Genomic DNA, 17,189 nt, shown 5'->3' with positions numbered 1-17,189 from the left:
TTTTTCGCGAAGGTGGACACGGACTTGTCCACCTCCGGTTAGTCCGCTTTGACACAGATCCGGTCCCCCTCCTCGAACACCCAGTCCCGCGCCACCGCGAGAGCCACGGCCTTCTCCGCGATGGCCCGGTCCCGGGACGCGAGAGCCTTCTTCAACCCGCCGTACGTGATCCCACCGACCTGAGCGGCATGGCGGTGCACGAGACGGGCGACACGCTCCAGCGCGAGGTCCGCGCCCTTCTTCGCGACGTGGGACCGCAGTTCGAGTTCGACCTTCGCGTCCGTCTGCTGCTGCTTGGCCAGTGCGGCCTCACGCTCGGCTCGGCGCACGAGGGAGTCACGGACGGCGCAGGAGGACGTCCACACGACCTCGGCCAACTGCCAGTCCTCTTCGGTGGCGTTGAGCCGGCCGCCGTCGAGGAGGGCGAAAAGTGCGGCGAGTTTGACCTTCATCAGGTTGGCGTGACCGTCGAGTTCGGACACTTCGAGTTCGCCACGGCCGCGGGCGACGCGCTCGCGCCACAGCCTCTGCTTGATGGACTGGGGGAAGTCGATGTCCACCGGAGCATCGGGCCGCATGCGGCCGGGGTGCGGCTCGATCGGGCCGGGCCATGGCGGCGGCTCGTCCGGGATGGTGGGATCGTCGGCCCACCCCCAGAAGAAGCGCTGCGGCGTGCCTGTGTGCGCGTCGGCCAGGAGCACGGTCGCGATCGAGGGCTGGAAGCCGGCGAGGAGGCCGAGGCTGTACGAGCCCGGTGCGATGTAACGGGTGCGTTCCTCCGAGGCGTTGGTCTGGCCGAGGGCTTCGCCGATGGCGGCGCGTCGGAGGGTTTCGCCGAGGATGCTGCCGGAGCGTTCGCCGAGCTTGGCCATGGTCTGGCCTTCGTCGACGTAGAAGAACGCGTTGTGGCGGACCTGCTTGCGGACCTTGTGCATGACGGGGTCGCCCTTGTAAGGGCCCTTCTGGTGGATCTCCCCGGTGGGTTCTTCGACCGCGCCCATGAACGTCTCGGCGATGCCTTCGCCGGAGCCGATCGGGAGACCGTCGCGGAAGTCGTCGTCGGCCGCGTGCATGAGGTCGCGGACGCATCCGGCGCTGATGGATTTGCCTGCGCCGGAGGTGCCGACCATGGCGGCGAAGACGTTCAGGGAGGCGCGTCCGCCGATGCCGGTGACGGCACGGATGTGGTGGGAGATCATGCCGGACAGGCGGGCGAGTGTGCTGTAGAGGACGGTGTCGCCGGAGCAGCCTTGGGAGTGGGCGGCTTGGCGGATGTGCTGGAAGACGGGGCGGGCGTTCCAGAACGTCTCCGGTAGCAGGCCAGGCCGCTGGGTGGACGTGGCGTCGTCCGGCTCCGGCTCGTCTTCGGGGGGTTCGGTGGGCCAGTACTCGTCGTCGTGCGGCGCGTTATCGCGGGGCGTGGCGGGCGGGCGGCAGCGGCGGCGGATCTCGTCGAGCACGGGAGCTGGGAGTCGGCGGGCGGCTGGGGCGGCGTCCTGGCCGAACGCGGCGCGCAGGATGTCGAGGGTGGCCTCGCGTTCGTTGCCGCCGTAGTGGATGTGCGCCCACAGGGTGGGGACGGTGAGCTTCTTTCCTGCGGCCTGCTGGCCGACGGGGAGGCCGGAGCGTTCGGACCAGTTGACGGCGACGTGGTCGTCGCAGACGAGGCTGTAGTCGCTGTCGGCTGCACCTTCGAGGCCCGCCGGGCGGAGCCACTTCTCGCGGCCGTCTGCATTCGTACCGCGGTACGTCCAGCCTTCGGTCTCAAGAACGTCACGGAACGTCAGCGTGGCGGCGAGGATGTCGAAGACGCCGGTGCCCGACGACGAGCGGGGGAAGCCGGCCGTGGCGCGGGCCGGCCGTGGCGCGGGTGTGGTGCGGCCGGTGCGTTCGTCCTGCCGGGCCCGCTTCTCGGAGGCGGCCTTCTCAAGGGTGCGGCGCGCGGCGGGTTCCAGGCGGGTGATGGCCTCTCGCATCACGGCGAGGTCGATGGGTGCGCCGGTGCCGACGTGGCTGCTGGTAGGGCGGGCCAGGTCGTTCTTGCGGTTGACGGTGCCGGGTACGCGCATGAGCCGGTCGAGGTTGCCGACTTGGGTGTCCCATGAGCAGCCGTGGTGGTAGGCGGCGGCGCCGAGGACGGCTTGGAGCGCCGAGGTCATCTGCTCGACGGCGGCACGGTCTTCTTCGCTGCTGATCACGTACGTCTCGGTGAGCGTCCAGACGGGGTTGCAGCCACCGCCGGTGTCGACCCAGCCGGACGGCGCCGGGAGGCCGGAGGATGCGACGATCTCGCGGACGTGGTCGGCGTCGATGGGGTGGGGCATCTCGTCGGGGCCGGGCTTGTGGCCGATCTGCCCGTAGTCGCCGTCGGCCCACAACCAAGTGAGGGCGTGCGCAAGGTCCTTGCCGCCGCGCCCTTTGGCGGGTTGTTCCCGCAGGGTGGTGACCTGTGCGTAGATTCCCTTGGGGTGGCGGGCGTCGAGGTCGGCGACGTAGCGGACGGCGGCGGCGATGCCGACTTCGTCGGTGGTGAAGCGGCGGCCGACCCACCGGTCTGCGTCGGAGCAGATGCTGAGCAGGCCGGGCGTGTCTAGGTACTGGTAGGCCAGGGATGCTCTGACGAGGTCGACGTCTGCGGCCACCTCGGTGGGGGCCTGGTGTGCGGTCGTCACTGGTCCACCGCCGGGAAGTAGTAGGCGCCGCCGGGCTGGCCGATGCAGCGGGCGTTGCGCGGGCACAGGCGGGGTTCGCCGTCATGGCCGGCGGGGTGGATGTGCTGGTGCTCGCAGTACGGGCAGCAGGTGACGACGAGGTACAGCTTCGGCCTGCTTTCGGGGTGGTGGGTGTCGTCGTCGCGTGCGGCGATGAGTCGGGCGGGGGCGGCCCGGAGGCCGTAGATGGGCTCGGGTCGGTCGCGTGCCGCCGGTGACGGGGGCGCTGGCGTGTCGGCCTCGTCGTCGAAGAGGGTGAGGGCTGCGGTGGTTGTCATCGGTCGCCCTCCTTGAGGGCTGCGTCGAGCTGGGTGAGGACGCCGCGGATCCACCAGCGGGCGCGCGCTCGCTTGCAGGCCGCGCTGGGCTGCTTTTCCAAGTCGATGCGGATGTTGTCGAGGACCAGCTCGTTCCAGGCGATGGCGGACTGGAGGCGGGCGTATTGCTCGCCGTGTTCCTGCTCGGCCTGCCGGTCGGCGGTGGCCCGGGCGATCGCGTCGAGGTTGACGGGGTCGCTGGTGGGCCACGCGCCGGGTTGGCGTGGCGGTTGCTGGTTCTCGGTCACTCGGTGGTGCTCCTTGCGGGAGTGTGGGTGCGGGCAGCACGAATTAGCAGGTCAACGCGTTGCGCTTGAGTGCCTCACCTGCCTCAGATTCTACCAAGGGGTGTGTAGGCACCCGCAATACAAGAGCAATACAGGCAGGCTGGAGGGGGTGTGTAGCGTGTGACAAGTCAGCTACGCTTACGGCATGACGACGAAGGGCACGCCCGGCCGCATGGTCCGCATCGATGACGAGGTGTGGGCGGCGTACGGGCAACTGTGCGAGGCAGAGGGGACAACCCGCGCCGATGACATCCGTCGTCACGTCCACTCGCGCGTGGCGGCCTGGCGCCGCAAGCAGCAGCGCGACATCAACGCGGCCAAGAACATCGCCGAGGGCTGAACTCACCACAGCGCCCCCTTCACGGCCGGCGTCCCTGCGGGGCACCGGTGGTCGATGACGTGCGGCCACGGGCACTCGCGGTTGTGGAAGATCCGTGACACCTCAACCAGCCGGGCCGGTGTCCACTTCGCTTCACGCAGGCACCACGCGAGCCGGTTCGGTTCGGTGAGCTTGGCCGCGGCGCCCGGCGTCAGCCGCTCGGCATCCGCGGTCACGGCGAAGGGCAGGCCTTCCCGCTGCACGAGCACAGGTGCATCGCAGCGCGGGCAGTCGGCCCGTACAGCGTGCGGGCTGGTGGTCTTCCAGGCCATGGCCTGCTCCTCCTCTCGTGGTGGTTGGGGTCCCGGGCCCCGCGCGTTGGGGGGAAGTGCGCGGGGCCCGGGTGCGGCCGGTGGGGGATCCGGCCGCGGTCAGGTGGTCGTATGTCGCACCGCGGCCTGAGCGGCCCGGTACGCCTGCGGGTTCGAACGGCGCTTCCCCGAGGCGACGGCCCGGTCGTCGTGGACGCGGGAGTCGGACAGCGGTGACGGTGTGGTCCACGCGCCGGCGGGCATGCCGGGCCCGGGCGGCACCTCGGGTTTCCCGGCGAGCGCGTTCGGGGTGTGGGCCGGGCAGCGGGGGCCCGTGAGATAGGGGCGCACGCTGTCGGCCGCGTGGCAGTGGCGGTGCTCGGCTCCGATCCAGTGGCCGCACCTCATACCGCGACCTTGGGCGTGCCGGTCCTGCGGAGCCGGTTGTCCGCGTCCGTGTTCGCCTGCTTGCACGGCGGGCACGCGTCCTCGCCGTGCTTGCGGTGCCGCAGGTACCCGGCCCGCGTGCCGCACGTCGCCTCCGAGTCACGGATCACCGCATCTGCCAGATGCTCCGCGCGGATGCACGTCGGGTTGCCGCACGTGCGGCGCACGATCCCCTCGGGCTCGCGGCCATTGCCGACGATGAACGACGCCTGCAGGGGGGTGTAGCGCTGTCCGCGGAACTGGACGTGCCCGGCGCCGTTGAGCTCCTGGTGTCCGTCTTCGGTGTCGACGGTGCGGCGGGCGACGGCTTCGGCAAGGCTGGCCGGGCGAGGCTGGCGAGGCTTCTTCGGCCGCGGCAGCTCCACCTCGGTCACGCGGATGTCGGCGCGGCGCTGCAACTCTTTGGCGACGGCTCGGCGTTCGTTGGGCCGGAGGCCGGCGCGGATGCCGTGCTGCATGTCGTCGGTGTGGACTGCGTCGAGGAAGCATTCACGCCAGACCGGACAGGGTGCACAAACGCCCTTGGCGTTGGCGATCTCCCGCTCGTCGCTGTCGGGGTGCATGAGCGCCCACTTGCCGAGGCACGCGGCGCGCAGTCGCCAGTCGTCGGTGCGGTGGGTGGTGTCGGGGACGGAGCCGGTGTAGTTGCTCATGCCGCGGTCACCGCCTCGCGGTCGGGCCACTGGCAGCCAGCCAGCGCCGCACGATGCCCAGCCGGAACCTCCGCGAGCGGCTGCCCGAGCCAGTCCAGCCCGGCCGCCCGCAGCACCAGCGCGTCGGCCTCGTTGTCGTTGTCGAGGACCGCTCCGTACCGGCGGCGGGCGGCGTCGAGGACTGCTTCCTTCCGTGAACCGCCGTTGCCCGTGGCGTACTTCGCTCGGGACATTGGGGGCATCACGGCTACGGGGATGTCCTCGGCACACAACCGGTCGACGATCCGCCACCACAGCCCTGCCCGGTCCCAGACAGAGCCGCCGACGGAGTGGTGGGAGGGCCCTTCGACGACGGCCAGGTCGACGACGCCCACGGCGATGAGGACCTCGTCGACGATGCCCTTGATGCGGGTGCGGCGCTGCGCGATGGAGTCCTTGCGGCGGCCGGTGGAGGTGATGAGGGTGGTGCCGCCGAGGGTGGCGACACCGGTGCCGGTGAGGCTGACGTCGATCCCGGCCACCCTGTATGCGCGGGGCCGGGGCCCAGCCGCCGGGGTGGCGGCCGGGGCCTCGGGGGTCAAGTCGAACAGAGTGGTCACTGGGCACCGCCCTCGTCCGGCCAGACGATGCGCGGCTCGACGCGGACGGCTCGGCCGTCGCGGATGATGACCCGCCACAGGTCGGTGTTCTCCTCGCCCTCGCACTCCAGGCGCCCGGTGAACGTGTGACCGGGGAAGGAGTCGATCGCGGACTGGACCTCGTCGACAAGGCCACGCTCTCGGTACTCGTCGATCTCCCGCATGACCAGCGCGGTGGCCGTACGGCGCAGGAAGACGCCGTCCTCCTTCTCCACCAGCTGCTCGTGCACGCGGAGGATCAGGGAGGGGGTGTAGCTGTTCTCGACGTTGTCTGGGGCGAACTTGCTGTCTTTGAACTCGCTGTAGGTGAGGGGCGGTTCGATGGCGAACTCACCAGTCACGTGGGTCGTGTATCCCATGGGTCAGTCCCCCTTGCTGGGCTGGGTGGCGGTGAGGTGGGCGCGGCATTCCAGGCACTGCACGCCGCCCAGCGCGAAGCGGACGTGCAGCGTCGTCCGCCGCTCGTACGGGCAGCGGGCCTCGAACTGGTCGAGGGCCTCGATCGGCCGGAGCAGCGCGTCCGGCGCCCGGTGCAGTCCGGCCGGCTCGGGTGCGGGCCGCACGTACCAGCGAGCAAGGCCAACCGCGGCGACGAGCGCGCTCATGAGGGAGGCTGCGCCGACGGTGATGCGGTCGATCACGACGCACCTCCCTGCCGCAGGTCGTGCAACTCCCGGGTGTCCGCGATGTGCGAGGCCTGCATGTCGTCCAGTCGCTGCGACAGTTCGGCGATCGTGCGGCGGGCCAGGTGCAGTTGGCGACGGAGTTCCGCGTCGCCTTGGGCCGGGTGGGGTTCGCGGACCGGGGTGTCGGGTCGGGCGTCGCGGAGCCGGGTGATTTCCTCGGCCTGGCGGGTGATGGTGGCCAGGCGCTCTGCCGCGAGCTTCTCGGCGTCCTCTCGGGCTTCGGCCATCCGCTCGTAGCGGTACTGCAGGTCGGCGTGCCGGGCGCCGGAGACGAGCCTCATGACGCCTCACCGCCCGCACGCTGCGCCGGGATCAGCGGCCACTCGGTGCGCACGCCGTCGGCCCACGACTCCTTGCCGGGCGTGCGCCGGAAGTAGTCCGCGAGCGACTCGGCCTGCTGACGCGCCCACTGGATCTGCCAGTTGTGCAGGTCGTCGAGCGAAGCACCGCCGATGCGCGGCTCCTTCGTCGCGATCCGCCACGCCACCCGGCATGCAGCGATCGCATCGGCGTCCGCCGAGTGCGCGCCGTCGAGCCGGACGTCGTAGGTGCGGCAGAGGTCTTCGAGCTTGCGGCCGCCGCGCCGGAACTTGTCGACGGCCTTGTCCAGCACCCGTGGATCGATCACCCGCAGGTCACCGCCGACGATGTTCACGAGCGGCTGCACGCCGTGCCGGCGGGCTTCACGGTCGAGGATCGTCAGGTCGAAGCTGGCGTTCATCGCAACGATCGGCTGCCCGGCGAGCACGCACTCGGCGAGCGCGGCCACCAGCTGCTCGACAACCTCGGCGGCCGGCCGTCCTTCGGCGCGGGCCCGCTCCGTCGAGACACCGTGTACGGCGCTCGCCTCAGCGGGAATCTCCATCCCGCCGACGTCGGACAGCCACGTCGCGGACTGGGTTGGGTGCGAGCCGCCGCACTGCACAACGCACGCCGTGACGATGCGATCGCTCTCGACGTCAACCCCCGACGTCTCAAGATCAAATCCGCAGAGCCTCTTCTCGTACCACATGGCGCTCACGCAGCAGCCCCCTTCCTCGCGCGGTACTCAGCCGTGCGCGCACTCCGGCACTTCCGGCACTTGCCTCGCCCGGTACGCGGATGGACGTACGTGTTGGCCTCGGTCATCTCGTGGCCGGCCTGGCATACGGCCAGAGGCGGGGGCGACTTCCGCTTGCGGCGGTTCAGTGCCTGCTCGCGAGGGGTGGCCCACCGGCAGTTCTCGGGCGAGTAGGGGCCGTCGTTGTCGATGCGGTCGATGCTGTGGCCGTCGGGACGCGGGCCCATGTCGGCGTAGAAGTCCTCAAAGCTGTCGCGCCAGCGCGCGCACACGGTGATCCCGCGGCCTCCGTAGTCCGGCCACGCTGGATCGTTCGGGTTGGACGTGCGGCTCAGCATGCCCATCCACGTGCGGTGCTCCGGGGAGCCCGTCATGCCGTGCTTGGTGCGGGCGGCGAGTAGCTTCTCCCGCATGAGGCAGCCGCAGGACTGGGTCTCACCCCAGTGCTTGAGCTGGACGGTCTTCTCGGTGCCGCAGTCGCATCGGACGGCGATCGTTGGGTCGAGGGTGTTGCGTTCCTCGGTGGCGACGAGGCGGCCGTGCCGCTCGCCGACGGGGACGACGCGGATCTTCACGCGACCTCACCCGCCTTCACCGCGGCGAGGTACGCGTTCATCTGCGCGACCGTCCCGGACGACGGGTGGATGCCGCCGTTGCGCTGCGCGAATCCGGCCTCGACTTGCTCGGTGGTCAGCCCGTACTGGCCTGCGGCGGCGATGACCTGGAACCAGACGGCCTGCACGTCGGCCGGGTCGTCGACGACCTCGGCGTCGTACACGCCCTCGGCGTCGGGCTCCGGTGGGGGTGTCTGCTCCTGGCGGGCAGAGGGCTGCTCGGTCTTCTCCTTGCGGGGCGCGCCGAGCTCGCCAGCCCGCGCGGTCAGGGCGTCCGCGATCGCCTTGTTCATGTGCCCGGCGGCAACGGCCTGCTCGTACAGCTCGCGCACTGCGTCCGCGGTCTCAGCGACCGACGCGAGCTTCAGGTAGTCGGGGCGCGGGGCCTCGATCGCCGCCCGCTGCGGACCGGCCGCAACCGCCGTCCCCACCGAGGCGGCACCGGCCATCAACGCGGCCGGGGTGACCGCGAGGTCGATGGTCGGGACCATCCAATGCCGAGTCTTCCCGTCGCGCTTCGCGGTGCGTTGCTCCAGGCCGAGGAACGCCTCGACGTAGCCGCCGGTCTGCGCGAGCAGTTCGGCGACGCCAGGGAGTTCGAGGGCGGCGTAGTAGCCGTGGGACTCCAGCCGCCACACGCCGACGCCCTCGATCTCCGACAGGACGACGTTCAGTCGGGTGGTGGGCTTGCAGTCGCGGTCTTCGGGGTCGGGTCCGCAGATGCACGGCCGGTCCTTCAGCAGCTCGGTGACGCCGTCGCAGCGGCGCTGGCATCCGCCCCCCGACCACAGCTCGAAGTACTGGGAGACGGGCTGCGGCGGCACGTGGATCGGCATCCGCGTCGCTTCGGTGATGACCTCGTACTGGGCGGCGCCGCCGTCCGGCGTCCACGGGTTGACGGTGCCGCCGTAGCGTGCGGCGACGCGGTCGAGGAGTTCCTTCGACGGGGAGGTGAGGCGGAACCGGTCGAGCTTGGCGGGACGGGTGCCGCCCTTGGCGGTGGCGACCTTCTGGCCGATGCGGATGCGGCCGAGTTCGCGGAGCCGCTGCTGGAGGGTGAGGATGGGCATCAGGCGGCCCTCTCTTCGGTGGTGACGGGAAGGGTGAGGGCCTCACCCACTACGGACTTGGCGAGGACGCGCTTGAACTCGGCGACTTCCCAGACGTGAAGGAACGCGGCGTACACGTCGTCGCCGCACTTCAGCGGCATGGGCCGATATCCCTCGGGCCGCAGGTGCAGGACGATTCCCGTGTGGTGGATCTTGGGCATGGGCAGTTGCGTGCCGTCGCGAAGCCAGCAGACCTCGGCCCGCCGGTACGCGGACATCTGCAGCCCGGCCTCGGGGTAGACGCCCTTCTCGTCGAGCTCGCCGCCGGTCTTGGTGTCGCCGATGAATAGCGTGTTCGAGGGCACCTTTAGGGCAGCGGCGATGCGAGGCGAGCGGAAGAGATAGTCGAGCTTCCCGGCCCAGCCGTCGGTGAAGTTCCCGACGGTCATCTCCGAGGCTTCGAACTCGATCTCCCATTCGGCGACGAAGCGGAGGAAGTGGTCGACGAAGGGGGCGATCTCCTCGTCGGTCATGAAGCTCTCGGGGATCGGGGCGCCGAGGACCTTGGCTTCGATCACGTCGTGGACCGCGCCGCCGATGTCGCCGCGCTCTTCCTTCTTGCGGATGTGGCCCTTGCGGAGCCAGTCGTACGCCTCTTCCTTCTCTGCCGGGTTGAGGGACGCGGCGACGAGGCGAGGCAGCGTGGCGAAGGCGTCGGCAGCGGTGAGGTTGGCGGCCCAGAACATGAGCTCGGGCTTGGGGTATCCGCCGTTGAGGATGGTGGTGACGCGGCGGAGTTTGATGTCGGTGCCGGGGACGCGGTACCAGCCCTGCGAGGGCTTCGGGATGCGGTCGGCGCCGGTCGGCTCCTGCTTCGTGCGGGAGCGGCGGCCGGCGGCCGGGGCGGTGCTGGCCCCGGCCTGCGCGGTGGTCGTCATCAGGCGTCACCGCCCGACCGGTCAGCGGCCGTACGCAGCAGTCCCAGGTTGATCGCGATGGCTACCGCATGCGCTCCGGACCGGGCGCCGAGCGCCTTGTACAAGGTCCGGCGGTGGGTCTTGATCGTGTTCTCGGTGCGGCCGAGACGGCGGCCCGTCTCCTTGGCGTCCTCGCCAGAGGCGAGCCCGACGAGGGCGGCGAACTGGACGTCGGTGAGGCGGACGGTGCTGGACGGGCCCCGGTTGGCGTGGATGGCCAGGTGGTTGGTGAGGGTCTCGGCCTGCCGGATGCTGAGCGGGAAGTCGTACTTCTCGGCTGCGGTGAGGACGTGCTCCCGCAGGTTCTCGACGGTGATCATCGGTCCCCCGTGTGGGTCTGGTTGAGCTGGTAGATGCGGCGGCCCTGGACGTCGACAGCTGGGGTGAGGTGCCCGGCCCGGGCGAGGGTGCGCAGCTTCTTGCGAGCGGTGTTGCGGTGGCAGGACCGGCCACCGGTGGCGGCGAGGATCCGCTCGGCGTCCGCCGTGGAGATCGGGCCGCCGGATTCCCTTATGGCAGCCAGCAGGAACGCAGCGGAGGTGATCAGGTCAGCCACGGCGATCACCGCCCTCGGCGTTCGCGCGGGCGGCCGCGTCGTCGGCGGCGTGCTCGTGGAGCAGCTGCCGAAGCTCGGCCCGCTGCTTCTCCGCCGAACCGTCCTCGCGGACGACGACGCGGAGGGTGCGAACCAGCTGGCGCAGCATGGGGAGTTCGCCGTCGTACGCCTGCCCGTCGGCGGTGAGCCCCTCGGTTCGGCCAGCGGCGTGCGCGTCGCGGCACATGCGGTCCCGGACGTCCGCGCGCTCGGCCAGCAGCTCGGCCCGGCGGGCGGCGTCGTACTCGGCGAGCAGCTCCACGGCCGTGCCGCGCGGGTCGGGGTTGGTCCGGTAGTACCGGGTCAGTGCGAGGAGGATCGTGTCGACGGCGCTCATGCGGCACCCGCCTCACGCTGTGCCGGGATCGACACGACCGGGGCCACCGCGCGCAGCCGATCCGCTAGCCGCCCCACGGCCGCCCCGTTCAGCGGCAGTTCGTAGCCGAGCGCGGTCGTCAGCTTCTCGACGAGGAGCTGCTCCGGCTCCCACCCGTCGTGCTTGTGGGCGCGGGCGTCCCGCCGGTCCTCCTCGATCTGGACCAGCAGGTCCATGAGGTCGGGGTTGTCGGCGATCGTCTCCAGGACGGCGATCAGGTAGTCCTCGACGTCGAGCATGGCGCCGGCCGGGGTGCGGCGGACGTACAGGCGGTACGGGCCGGTGACGACCGGGCGGCGGAAGAGGCGGTGGAAGACGAGTCGGATGCGCTTCATGAACGGTCCCCCGTCGGGATGGTGAGGATGAGGAGCGCGGCCACGGTCAACGCGGCATCACGCAGGGAGGCGTGGGCAGCGCGCTGGACGGTGGCGATGGCGCGGTTGAGGTCGTGGCCCGCATGCACGACGCCCTGGTGCAGGACGGCGGCCGTACGGCGTACGACCGGGCTCGGGTCCACGTCGGCGGGCACCAGGAGGACCGGGATCGACGCGGCCGCGTAGACGCTGATGGACAGGCACACGGCGCTGGCCGGGGTCAGGTCGGCGAGGAGGGTCAGCACGTCGCACCGCCCGTCTCGGGCAGGTCGTGGCCCAGTCGGTGCTCGTGGTGGACGTGGATGTAGTGCTCCCCGTCCGGCACGTCCCGCAGCGCCTGCGTCGGCGCCAGCAATCGCGTCAGCTTGTCCGCCGATGCCTCCACGGACGGGCCCGGTACGTACGGCTTCGTCGCCAGCGGATCCCGAGCGAACTCCTTGGTCAGCTCGTCCTCACGCGCCCACACCGCCTCGCGTTCCGCGAGTTGTTGTTGGACGACGGCGACTCCCTCGTAGTCGCGGTCCTGCTCGGCCTGTGCGATCAGCTCGGTGTAGGAGCTGCGGATTTCGGCTCGGCGCCTGTCTTCGGCCGGGCGCTCCAGTTCGGCGATCCGCTCCCGGTCCGCCCTCAGCGCCCTCACTGCGTCGTCGAGGGCCTCGTTCGTGACGTGCCGCTCAGCCTCCAGCTCAGCGACCCGAGCGCGGAACTTGACGATCATCTCCAGGCACCAACTGAGGTCGTCGTGCGCATGGAGGACCAGCTCAAGGTCAGCGGGCAGCACGTTCGTGAACTGGCCCACCGTGCGGGGGTAGCCGTCGACACGCGTGCGCACCGTGCCCGGAAGGTCGTGGAGGATCGGAGACACGTACCAGTGGCCCGACTGCGCCTCATCCACACGGGCCTGGATGCGAGCAACGGTGCCGTCCACCAGTTCGGGCACGTCGGTCCAGTGCGCGCCCATCGGCAGGAGCGGACGGCCGTCCTCCCCGCGCCCCCAAGGAGCCTTGGCTCGGTCGGCGTCGTCTTGCGGGGCCTGCGGCTCCGGGCCCACCGGCACCGGAAGCACATCCGCCGAACCCGCAATCCCGCGCTCCGCCAACTCCGCCAACGTCGCCAGCACATCGTCCGGGCAGCCAGCCGCCGAACCCGCCAGCGCGTACAGGCCGCTCCCGTCACGCGTCACCGCACGACGCATCCACGTCGCACCGTCCGTGGTGTTCACCACGGGGGGGGCGCTCATGCCGCCACCGCCGGCGCCTCGTTGACGGCCTGCAGCGTGTGCGCCGACTCGGCAGACAGCGGCACTCCATGGCCCGTCATCTCGACCCGGACTCCCCGGAACACGGTCTTGGCCGCCAGCCACACGAACTCGTCCGAAGCCGCGTGCAGCGACACCTCCGAGCCGGGAATGCACAGCGCCACGCGCCACTGCTCGAACGCCTGCGGCGTGTCGAACTGGAGGTCCAGCCGGGCCGAGAGGGAGCAGACCGGCTGATGGATCTTGATGTACCCGCCGGGCAGCGTGCCCAGCATCTTGATCAACTCGACGAGGGCTTCGGCCGCAGCCTGCTGCTCGCAGATCGGACGCGGCTGCTGGGGGCTGGCCTGCACAGTCGGTTCGGTAATCTGGGTGGCCATCGAGGCCTCACTTTCTCTGTGGTGGGGTCGCCGATCGGGGGCCGTCAGCCGGGCAAGGTGGGCGGCCCTTCGGCGTGTTGTGGGTCAGGCGGCCTTCGCCGCCGGCATCCGCACCGGCACGGGGCCAGCAGGGCGCGTCATGATCCGGCGGAGTTCTTCGACGACCTCGTCGCTGGGCTCCGGGGCTTCCTTCACCCGGGCGTGGATGCTCGCCACGACATCCGGGCCGAGGAGCGCGTGGCGCTCTTCGCGGGTCACGCGACGGCCTCGGCGGGCTCGTCCTCGTCCTCGACGGGGTCCATGACGGTGCGAATGTCCAGGTCATATGCCCGGGCGAGTCGGAGCGCCGAGTTCAGGTCAGGTTGCGCCTGTCCGTCGATGTATCGATAGGCGGATGAGACGCTCACGCCGCTTCGCTTGGCGATGGCGTAGGGGGTTTTGTCGCCGTGCTCTGCGGCGATGGCGCGGAGTCGGGCGACGTTGAGTCGGTACATGCGGATGTCCCTCCTTCCGCAGGTAGCGGGACGGTTTCCCTGGTTAGGGAAACTCAACCACACACATTCCCTCCCTGGCAAGGGAATGTGCGAATGAGGGAAGGTTGGGCTCGCTTCCGAATGCTTGTTCGATCAGGCGTGTGACCTGTGTTGACGCAGGTCAATGGCCTGATCGCCACTTTCCCGAGCAAGGGAATCCGTGACTATTCCCTCTGCAGGGAAGTAGAGTTTCTGGACATGACGGATGCCCCCACAACGCGCGAAGAGCGGTTCTTTGCGCTCGTCTACCCGGCCCTCGAAGAGGCCGGCTACACCGCGTACGGCGCCCAGCAGCGCCTGGTCGCCGACACCGGCATGAACAAGAGCACCGTCTCCCGGCTCATCAGGCGGGAGCAGATCCCAGACGTCAAGTTCTTCCCCGCCCTGGCCAAGGTCATTGGGAAAGACCCTGTCGAACTCCTCGTCGCCGCAGGGGTCCTGCCGCCTGAGTACCTGGAGTCTCAACAGACACTGTCCGAAAACAATCAGTCACAGGTAGGCTCGGGATCTATCACTCCGGAGGACTTGGCGGAGCGACTGGGCATCCATGACGACGTCGGAAAGTTCACCCTCTACGCCGTGATCGAGAAGCTCACGAACGCTCAACCCGACGACAAGGACGCCGACACCCCCGGAGGCACAGCCGCACAGATGTAACCCGGGGGTGCGCATGAGTCTCACGGCCAGCAGCAAGGCCGCCGCTGTGACGGCAGCTGGATTCCTGACCGTAGGGTTCGCCGTGATCATCCGAAGTGCAAAAGACGACGATGTGGCAGGCTCCATCGGAGGGGCCTGTCTCGTGATGGTCGGCCTGACCATGACTGTCCTCGTCTTCGTCAAGCACTGGATCATGAACACCGACGAGGAACGCCGCATCCTCGGTGCCGCACAGCGCGAAGCACAGGCGGAACGGTCCCGTTACTTCGCCGCGCAAGCAGCCCTTGAGAACGAGATGGGACGCCTCAACCGCGACATGGCCAAAGAGCGGCACCGCATCGCCGCCACCCTCGTCGCCGAACGCAAGAAGATGCAGCGTGAGTTCGAAGAGAACCGTGCCACCCTCGCAGCCGAAACGTTCCAGGCAGCAGTGGAAATGGAACGCGCTGGCATGCTCAAGCCCGGCAAGCCAACCGTCCCCGGCAACCTCATCGAGTTTCCGCGCCAGCACCCGGAGCGTCAGGCCGAGCGCCAGCCGGAGCGTGCCCGTTCTCGGGAGCACGGAGTGGTCGGTCCCTGAACCCCGCCTCCCCCACGAACGCGAGTGTGATACGGCCGGGCTCCAGCCGCTGAGTACCCGGCCTGCGAGCCTTCCACAACCGCACCGTCACCACCGTCTTGATCACCTCGCGCTTCTGCTCCAGCGTCAACCCCGGCACTGCCGGCCGACCGTCCTCCTCCGGCGCCCCGTTCCACACCACATCCGGATCTGGCGCGCTGATGAGGGACAGCAGCAGTGGAGAGACACCTGTGATCTCCCGGAGCTTCTTCCGCTCGGCCTCAAGCTTCGGCAGCAGCCGCTGCTCCATCCCAGCGAGCGACTCGGCGGACAGTTTGAACTGACCCGTGTTGTCGTCGAACTCCTCGGCCAGACTGCGGGCCTTGGCGAGCTGTTCCTCGTAGGCGTTGATGCGGCGCTGTCCGGCCGTCATCTTCTGTTCGACGTCGCTGTCACTGGGGACCAGGGCAGCCATCGCCTTCTTCTTGTCGCTGAACCACTCGATCACGGCCTCTTCGACGAAGGCGTCGATCATCCACTCGCGGATTGAGACGTCGTTCCTCACCTCGCACTGAAGAGCTGGGTTGTTCCTGTACCTGGCGTTTCCGACCTTGGGGTTGCACCTCAGCCGTGCGTGGTCGCCGCAGGGCCCGCACAAGGCGATCAGCGTCAGGAGGTGCGCGGGGGCCGAGCCGCGTTGTGTGCGCCGGCCGGGGTCGGTCAGCTTGGCGGTGACGCGGTTGAACATGGCGCGGCCTTCAGGGGTTTCGAGGCCCTTGATCGGGGGCCAGGTCGCCTTCTTCCAGTCGCCGCCGTTCTTCCGCTCCCCCAGGTAAGCCCGGTTGAGGAGCATGAGCCGCACATTGCGGGTGGTCCACGGCAGACCGTCGGCGCGCGCGGCCTTCTCCTCGGAGTTGAGCCACCGGATCAGGGACCCTACCGAGCGCCCCTGATCGATGTGGACCAGCGATTTGTAGACGTACGGTCCCGTCACCTCGTTCTCGTACTGGCCGACGCACCGGAGCTGGCCGTTGACGGTCTCGTACTTGCGGGCGTACCCGAAGATCAGCCGACCGTGCGGGTCACCGGCTGCTGCGGTCCGGGCCGCGGTGCGCAGGTTGCGGTCTCGGATGTCATCGGCCTCGCCTTCAGCGGCGATGGCGTCCATCGCGGTGGCTTTGCGGTCGTCGGCGCGGCTGAGGTCGTAGACGGTGTTCTTGTAGCAGAGCAGCACGCCGGCGTTGAGGCAGGCCCGTCGCAGCTGTACGTACGCGTCCAAGTCGCGGTAGTACCTGCTCGCTTCGTAGGCGACGACGATGCGGATGACGCCCCGACGGGATGGGGTGTCCTCGATGGCGGCCAGCAGGTCTTCGAAGTCGTCGCGTACTTGCTTCGCGTGGCGGGAGGCGGACAGGCCGGTGTCCTTGAATTCCTCGGCGATGTGCCAGTTGTGCTTGCGGCAGAGTGCGCGGCCTGCGGCGAGTTGGTCTTCGACGCTGTCCCCGCGCTTGTTCGGGTCACGGGAGGCGCGGCCGTATAGCCACGCCTCGAACGTCGTCTCCGGGAAGACCAAGTGCAGGTAGGACGGGTCGAAGGGCATGTCTCGACGGTAGTCCCAACCGGGGTGTCTTAGCTACACCTTCGGGGGAGGGCGACGTGCGCCCGGCCGCGCCGGCGTTCCCGACCGGCGGTCGCGCCTGCTACAGCTCCCGGGTGAAGACCACCATCGGCCGGCCCGGACCGTCGTAGTCCTCCTCGACGCGCGCGTCGAAGCCGAGGGCACGGTGGAAGGCGATGGAGCCCTTGTTGCCGGGCGAGGTGATCGCCTTGAGGCGGACCGCTCCCTGCCCTCGGGCCGCCTCGGTGAACTCCGTGTAGAGGCGGCGCCCCAGACCGCTGCCGCGGGTGTCGTCGCGGGTGGCGATGAGGTGGACGTATCCGGTGTGGTCCGGGGTGACGAAGCCGATGACGTATCCGCGGATGCCGTCCTCGGCGCGGGCGACGAGACACGTGGCGCCGAACTCCTGTACCAGCACCGGCTGATGGAGTGCCCGCAGGTCGCGCTCGCCCCAATAGCGCGCGTGGTCCTCCACGACCTGGCGCAGGACCGTGACGTCGGCGGGGACGATCTCGATCGGCATGAACCCGATCATGACACGGGCCGGTAGCGGGTCGCCCTGCGGAGGGCGGTTTCGGCCAGGCTCTCGCCCACGGCGGGTCGTTCGAGAACCTCCGCCTCGGGGCCGAAGGCCGGCAGACGGCGGGTCGCGGCCTTCGGGGAGTCGAAACTTGAAGCAGGCCTGTGTGTCGATGTGGAAGCGGGCGGCCGCGGCGTACGTGCTGTCCCGGCTCGACGCAGGCAGGCACGCCAGGAGCTTCAGGCGGGCC

28 protein-coding genes are annotated in these 17,189 nt (G+C 69.7%); 3 read left to right on the top strand and 25 right to left on the bottom strand.

Features of this window, described 5'->3' with window-relative positions; genetic code table 11:
• Positions 1–38: 38 nt before the first annotated feature.
• The 3 genes from ACZ7L6_RS03505 to ACZ7L6_RS03495 are packed head-to-tail and all read right to left on the bottom strand — an operon-like array spanning position 39 to position 3,276.
• Positions 39–2,672, bottom strand: a complete 2,634-nt coding sequence (locus ACZ7L6_RS03505; RefSeq protein WP_471920268.1) for a hypothetical protein — start codon at positions 2,670–2,672, stop codon at positions 39–41.
• Positions 2,669–2,989 (bottom strand): hypothetical protein, encoded by a 321-nt coding sequence (locus ACZ7L6_RS03500; RefSeq protein ID WP_471920267.1) that lies wholly within the window; start codon positions 2,987–2,989, stop codon positions 2,669–2,671. The genes ACZ7L6_RS03505 and ACZ7L6_RS03500 overlap by 4 nt, the downstream gene beginning before the upstream one ends.
• Positions 2,986–3,276, bottom strand: a complete 291-nt coding sequence (locus tag ACZ7L6_RS03495; protein ID WP_471920266.1) for a hypothetical protein — start codon at positions 3,274–3,276, stop codon at positions 2,986–2,988. The genes ACZ7L6_RS03500 and ACZ7L6_RS03495 overlap by 4 nt, the downstream gene beginning before the upstream one ends.
• A 184-nt stretch (positions 3,277–3,460) precedes the next feature.
• Between ACZ7L6_RS03495 and ACZ7L6_RS03490 the strand changes: the two genes are divergently transcribed.
• Positions 3,461–3,655, top strand: coding sequence for a hypothetical protein (locus tag ACZ7L6_RS03490; RefSeq protein WP_471920265.1), 195 nt, complete (start codon positions 3,461–3,463; stop codon positions 3,653–3,655).
• Positions 3,656–3,657: 2 nt separating this feature from the next.
• Here ACZ7L6_RS03490 and ACZ7L6_RS03485 read toward each other — a convergent pair whose 3' ends face one another.
• From ACZ7L6_RS03485 to ACZ7L6_RS03390, 20 genes are all read right to left on the bottom strand, one after another.
• A complete protein-coding gene (locus ACZ7L6_RS03485; RefSeq protein WP_471920264.1) occupies positions 3,658–3,966 on the bottom strand; it encodes a hypothetical protein in 309 nt (102 codons plus the stop codon).
• Positions 3,967–4,065: 99 nt separating this feature from the next.
• Entirely contained in the window at positions 4,066–4,353 is a 288-nt protein-coding gene (locus ACZ7L6_RS03480; protein ID WP_471920263.1) for a hypothetical protein, read from the bottom strand.
• Complete coding sequence (locus ACZ7L6_RS03475; RefSeq protein WP_471920262.1) at positions 4,350–5,045, bottom strand: WhiB family transcriptional regulator; 696 nt, start codon at positions 5,043–5,045, stop codon at positions 4,350–4,352. Before ACZ7L6_RS03475 ends, ACZ7L6_RS03480 begins: the two co-directional genes overlap by 4 nt.
• Positions 5,042–5,644: a hypothetical protein gene (locus tag ACZ7L6_RS03470; RefSeq protein ID WP_471920261.1), complete on the bottom strand. Its 603-nt coding sequence runs from the start codon at positions 5,642–5,644 to the stop codon at positions 5,042–5,044. Before ACZ7L6_RS03470 ends, ACZ7L6_RS03475 begins: the two co-directional genes overlap by 4 nt.
• Positions 5,641–6,042: a DUF6205 family protein gene (locus ACZ7L6_RS03465; RefSeq protein WP_471920260.1), complete on the bottom strand. Its 402-nt coding sequence runs from the start codon at positions 6,040–6,042 to the stop codon at positions 5,641–5,643. Before ACZ7L6_RS03465 ends, ACZ7L6_RS03470 begins: the two co-directional genes overlap by 4 nt.
• A gap of 3 nt (positions 6,043–6,045) precedes the next feature.
• Positions 6,046–6,324, bottom strand: a complete 279-nt coding sequence (locus ACZ7L6_RS03460; RefSeq protein ID WP_471920259.1) for a hypothetical protein — start codon at positions 6,322–6,324, stop codon at positions 6,046–6,048.
• On the bottom strand, positions 6,321–6,650 hold the full coding sequence (locus ACZ7L6_RS03455; protein WP_471920258.1) for a hypothetical protein: 330 nt from the start codon (positions 6,648–6,650) through the stop codon (positions 6,321–6,323). Before ACZ7L6_RS03455 ends, ACZ7L6_RS03460 begins: the two co-directional genes overlap by 4 nt.
• Positions 6,647–7,381 carry an exonuclease domain-containing protein gene (locus ACZ7L6_RS03450; RefSeq protein WP_471920601.1) on the bottom strand — a complete coding sequence of 245 codons (735 nt, stop codon included), beginning with the start codon at positions 7,379–7,381 and terminating at the stop codon, positions 6,647–6,649. Before ACZ7L6_RS03450 ends, ACZ7L6_RS03455 begins: the two co-directional genes overlap by 4 nt.
• Positions 7,382–7,386: 5 nt before the next feature.
• A complete protein-coding gene (locus tag ACZ7L6_RS03445; RefSeq protein WP_471920257.1) occupies positions 7,387–8,004 on the bottom strand; it encodes a hypothetical protein in 618 nt (205 codons plus the stop codon).
• Complete coding sequence (locus ACZ7L6_RS03440) at positions 8,001–9,113, bottom strand: recombination directionality factor (protein WP_471920256.1); 1,113 nt, start codon at positions 9,111–9,113, stop codon at positions 8,001–8,003. Before ACZ7L6_RS03440 ends, ACZ7L6_RS03445 begins: the two co-directional genes overlap by 4 nt.
• Positions 9,113–10,030: a hypothetical protein gene (locus ACZ7L6_RS03435; protein ID WP_471920255.1), complete on the bottom strand. Its 918-nt coding sequence runs from the start codon at positions 10,028–10,030 to the stop codon at positions 9,113–9,115. The genes ACZ7L6_RS03440 and ACZ7L6_RS03435 overlap by 1 nt, the downstream gene beginning before the upstream one ends.
• The gene (locus tag ACZ7L6_RS03430) at positions 10,030–10,389 is read right to left on the bottom strand and encodes a response regulator transcription factor (protein WP_471920254.1); all 360 of its coding nucleotides are present in this window, start codon (positions 10,387–10,389) and stop codon (positions 10,030–10,032) included. Before ACZ7L6_RS03430 ends, ACZ7L6_RS03435 begins: the two co-directional genes overlap by 1 nt.
• Positions 10,386–10,625, bottom strand: a complete 240-nt coding sequence (locus ACZ7L6_RS03425) for a hypothetical protein (RefSeq protein ID WP_471920253.1) — start codon at positions 10,623–10,625, stop codon at positions 10,386–10,388. Before ACZ7L6_RS03425 ends, ACZ7L6_RS03430 begins: the two co-directional genes overlap by 4 nt.
• Positions 10,618–11,001, bottom strand: a complete 384-nt coding sequence (locus ACZ7L6_RS03420) for a hypothetical protein (RefSeq protein ID WP_471920252.1) — start codon at positions 10,999–11,001, stop codon at positions 10,618–10,620. Before ACZ7L6_RS03420 ends, ACZ7L6_RS03425 begins: the two co-directional genes overlap by 8 nt.
• Positions 10,998–11,375 (bottom strand): hypothetical protein, encoded by a 378-nt coding sequence (locus ACZ7L6_RS03415; RefSeq protein ID WP_471920251.1) that lies wholly within the window; start codon positions 11,373–11,375, stop codon positions 10,998–11,000. Before ACZ7L6_RS03415 ends, ACZ7L6_RS03420 begins: the two co-directional genes overlap by 4 nt.
• Positions 11,372–11,659, bottom strand: a complete 288-nt coding sequence (locus tag ACZ7L6_RS03410; RefSeq protein ID WP_471920250.1) for a hypothetical protein — start codon at positions 11,657–11,659, stop codon at positions 11,372–11,374. The genes ACZ7L6_RS03415 and ACZ7L6_RS03410 overlap by 4 nt, the downstream gene beginning before the upstream one ends.
• Positions 11,653–12,654: a hypothetical protein gene (locus tag ACZ7L6_RS03405; RefSeq protein WP_471920249.1), complete on the bottom strand. Its 1,002-nt coding sequence runs from the start codon at positions 12,652–12,654 to the stop codon at positions 11,653–11,655. The genes ACZ7L6_RS03410 and ACZ7L6_RS03405 overlap by 7 nt, the downstream gene beginning before the upstream one ends.
• The gene (locus ACZ7L6_RS03400) at positions 12,651–13,052 is read right to left on the bottom strand and encodes a hypothetical protein (protein ID WP_471920248.1); all 402 of its coding nucleotides are present in this window, start codon (positions 13,050–13,052) and stop codon (positions 12,651–12,653) included. The genes ACZ7L6_RS03405 and ACZ7L6_RS03400 overlap by 4 nt, the downstream gene beginning before the upstream one ends.
• Positions 13,053–13,136: 84 nt before the next feature.
• Positions 13,137–13,310: a hypothetical protein gene (locus tag ACZ7L6_RS03395; protein ID WP_471920247.1), complete on the bottom strand. Its 174-nt coding sequence runs from the start codon at positions 13,308–13,310 to the stop codon at positions 13,137–13,139.
• Positions 13,307–13,546: a helix-turn-helix domain-containing protein gene (locus ACZ7L6_RS03390; protein ID WP_471920246.1), complete on the bottom strand. Its 240-nt coding sequence runs from the start codon at positions 13,544–13,546 to the stop codon at positions 13,307–13,309. Before ACZ7L6_RS03390 ends, ACZ7L6_RS03395 begins: the two co-directional genes overlap by 4 nt.
• A gap of 237 nt (positions 13,547–13,783) precedes the next feature.
• Between ACZ7L6_RS03390 and ACZ7L6_RS03385 the strand changes: the two genes are divergently transcribed.
• Positions 13,784–14,242 carry a helix-turn-helix domain-containing protein gene (locus ACZ7L6_RS03385; RefSeq protein ID WP_471920245.1) on the top strand — a complete coding sequence of 153 codons (459 nt, stop codon included), beginning with the start codon at positions 13,784–13,786 and terminating at the stop codon, positions 14,240–14,242.
• Between the two features lie 13 nt (positions 14,243–14,255).
• On the top strand, positions 14,256–14,822 hold the full coding sequence (locus tag ACZ7L6_RS03380; RefSeq protein WP_471920244.1) for a hypothetical protein: 567 nt from the start codon (positions 14,256–14,258) through the stop codon (positions 14,820–14,822).
• On the opposite strand, the gene ACZ7L6_RS03375 is transcribed toward ACZ7L6_RS03380, so the two are convergent.
• Together ACZ7L6_RS03375 and ACZ7L6_RS03370 are read right to left on the bottom strand one after the other, a co-directional pair.
• Positions 14,731–16,401: a recombinase family protein gene (locus ACZ7L6_RS03375; protein WP_471920243.1), complete on the bottom strand. Its 1,671-nt coding sequence runs from the start codon at positions 16,399–16,401 to the stop codon at positions 14,731–14,733. The genes ACZ7L6_RS03380 and ACZ7L6_RS03375 overlap by 92 nt on opposite strands.
• A gap of 100 nt (positions 16,402–16,501) precedes the next feature.
• Positions 16,502–16,954, bottom strand: coding sequence for a GNAT family N-acetyltransferase (locus tag ACZ7L6_RS03370; RefSeq protein ID WP_471920242.1), 453 nt, complete (start codon positions 16,952–16,954; stop codon positions 16,502–16,504).
• Positions 16,955–17,189 lie beyond the last annotated feature (235 nt).

Source organism: Streptomyces sp. NPDC107522 (genome assembly GCF_055657525.1).
This window is presented reverse-complemented; position numbering and strand designations above follow the sequence as displayed.